General features: G+C 50.8%; 4 protein-coding genes. All 4 read left to right on the top strand.

All coding sequences use genetic code 11. The annotated features are described in order from the left end of the window. On the top strand, positions 1 to 224 hold a 224-nt coding region (locus Q0236_RS08245; RefSeq protein WP_297916800.1), incomplete at its 5' end, for a hypothetical protein. Between the two features lie 195 nt (positions 225 to 419). Further along, positions 420 to 578: a hypothetical protein gene (locus Q0236_RS08240; protein WP_297916798.1), complete on the top strand. Its 159-nt coding sequence runs from the start codon at positions 420 to 422 to the stop codon at positions 576 to 578. 96 nt (positions 579 to 674) lie between these two features. Continuing rightward, the gene (locus tag Q0236_RS08235) at positions 675 to 1,100 is read left to right on the top strand and encodes an ecotin family protein (RefSeq protein WP_297916796.1); all 426 of its coding nucleotides are present in this window, start codon (positions 675 to 677) and stop codon (positions 1,098 to 1,100) included. 184 nt (positions 1,101 to 1,284) lie between these two features. Continuing rightward, positions 1,285 to 1,974, top strand: a complete 690-nt coding sequence (locus Q0236_RS08230; RefSeq protein WP_297916794.1) for a YbaK/EbsC family protein — start codon at positions 1,285 to 1,287, stop codon at positions 1,972 to 1,974. Positions 1,975 to 2,296 lie beyond the last annotated feature (322 nt).

The following is a 2,296-nucleotide window of genomic DNA, read 5'->3' as shown; positions in this document are numbered from 1 at the left end:
CCGATGTAGTCGGCAAAAGTTCAGAGTCGACTGCCGCGAGCAGAAGCCGTAACCATACCGCCGCGAGCCAAATTCCAATCCCGCCGTCGCTAGCAGAATTTTCAAGGCTTCATTCGATCCGCCGCAAAACACAGAACCATACGGCGTCTCAAATCCGAAATGGCTGCGAAATTTCGTTTGCTGCGCTGGTCGCTAAAAACATGCGCGTTATTGCGACCTTTTGAAATTTTAATCTCGCAATTGCCGCGACGGGCGGTAAAATTTCACCGTTAAATTCCCAAGCGACATATCTATGCGGCGCCAGCGCGCCGTATCGGTAAAATTTTAAAATTTGCCAGCTCCGCTCTTTTTCATGAAATCTATCTGCTCTTAAGTGCTGCGATATGACGCCGATCTTGCGTCGTTTTCGCGCGATGAGTATGAGCGAGAAAATATGCGGCGGGCGTAAATTTTATCGGCGCGGCAAGCGCATTTTAAATTCCGCGTCCGAGCAACTCCGCATAGCGATCGCAACCCTCATGCGCTTAAAAGATAGAATTTCAAATCGCGGCTCTCTAAAGAAAAAAACGGAATTTTAAAATCACTAGCGATACTGCGGGGGCGAGCACGCATAAGCAAATCGCGATAAAATTTTGCTAAAATTAGGCGCAAACTTTTTTAAATAGGAGTAAAAAATGAGAAAAAGCGTATTTTTCTTTTTGTTGCCGCTGTTTTTGTTCGGCGGCGAGGCGCAAAAGCAGCTAAACGTCTTTCAGCTAACGCCGTCAAAGATGCCGCCGCAGCAGTTTAAGGTCGAAGCGGTCTTTTCGAAAGAGATCAAAGCCGACTGCAACGACGCGTATCTGATCGGCGGCAAAATAGAGCAAAAAGAGGGCTCGGACGGGCTTTATTACGAGTTTAGCGGCGGCAACGAACTTGCTCAAACGCTGATGCTCTGCGACGGCAAGAAGCAAAAGAAGCGGATCTATTACGAGCTCACGCATCCATTCGCCTACGACGGCGGCGAAATTAGAATTTTAGCGCCCAAAGACGTCAAGGTCGAGCTTAGAATTTACGAGCTCGTAGAGAGCAAAGAGCCTAAAATCCGCAAGATGAAATAGTTCCACAAGAAGCAGGGCGGACCGAGCTTATGCATGGCGGAATTTCCGCCATGCAATAGATCTTTCATCGCGCAATGGTTTTGCGCGTAGGCGAGATAAATTTTACGGCGAAGAATGGAATTTCGGCACCGATGGGTCGTTTGGTTAAAATTTCAGTATAATTTCGCAAAAACAAGGAGAGAGCATGTCAGAGAGAATTTTTGAAAGCCTAAAAGAGCTTTTGACGCAGCAGGGGGCGCGCTTCCGCGTCGTAGCTCACGAAAGCGCGGGCACCTCCGCCGAAGTCGCCAAAATCCGCGACACGCAGCTGGGACAGGGCGCAAAGGCGCTGGTTTGCACGATCAAGGGCTTTAAGGATGGGCAAATCTCTTTCGCGCAAAATTTAAATTTAGCAAACGCCAATGACGCACAAAATCTCGACGTCTCCGCCATTGCAACCGCTCAAGGCTACGAAAACGGCGCCTGCGCGGAAAATTTAACTTTAACCGCCGATCAAATTTGCGCAAATGTGCCGCGGCAGCTGAAGCTTCCTAGCGACAAACCCGCGGGCAGAAACGGCAGGATCTACGTCCTAGCGGTCTTCGCAGCCGATCATAAAACCGATTTAAAGCGCCTGGCAGAGGGGCTAGGCGGCACGAAAGCATCGCTCGTAAGCCCCGATGAAGTGGGCGATCTCACGGACTGCGTCATCGGCTCGGTGCCGCCGTTTAGCTTCCACGACAAGCTGCTGCTAATCGCCGATCCGTCGCTATTCGGACGCTTTGAAGAGATCGCTTTCAACGCGGGCTTGCTCGATCACTCGATCATCCTAAACGCACAGGATTACGCGCGCATCGCAGCTCCGCGCATCGTTAGCTTCACAGAAGAGGCGTAGGACGGCGAATAGGCCCGCTCTACTTGGCACAGCGACGTGATTTTATCGTAGCCAGCCCGCACTCGGCACAGTAGCGCGTATTCATCGCGAGCTCATTCGTTCGCGGCACGACGAAACGTTTTCATCGGCGGTGCGAGCTAGCGAGACTGCGCCCTTTACGGCAGCGCTTTCGCGTAACGGCGGATGTAAAATTTTGCGCCGTTTGCAATAATACCGCTTGAAAAACGCCGCGCCTACGAAGAAATTTTAACCGCTCCGCTCTTTTATGCTCTGCGTAGGCGATCTGTATAATCCAAACAAAGTCGCTGCAAAATTTCAAGCT

It is taken from the genome of uncultured Campylobacter sp., from assembly GCF_938031315.1.
In the GTDB taxonomy this organism is placed as follows: Bacteria; Campylobacterota; Campylobacteria; order Campylobacterales; family Campylobacteraceae; genus Campylobacter_B.
The sequence above is the reverse complement of the archived record's forward strand: the minus strand, read 5'-3'. Positions and strand labels throughout refer to the sequence as shown.

What these genes read in the sequence shown, in the direction of transcription:
- Q0236_RS08235 (WP_297916796.1), top strand. Translation starts at nt 675, where the DNA reads ATGAGAAAAAGCGTATTTTTCTTTTTGTTGCCGCTGTTTTTGTTCGGC.
- Q0236_RS08230 (WP_297916794.1), top strand. Translation starts at nt 1,285, where the DNA reads ATGTCAGAGAGAATTTTTGAAAGCCTAAAAGAGCTTTTGACGCAGCAG.
- Q0236_RS08240 (WP_297916798.1), top strand. Translation starts at nt 420, where the DNA reads ATGAGCGAGAAAATATGCGGCGGGCGTAAATTTTATCGGCGCGGCAAG.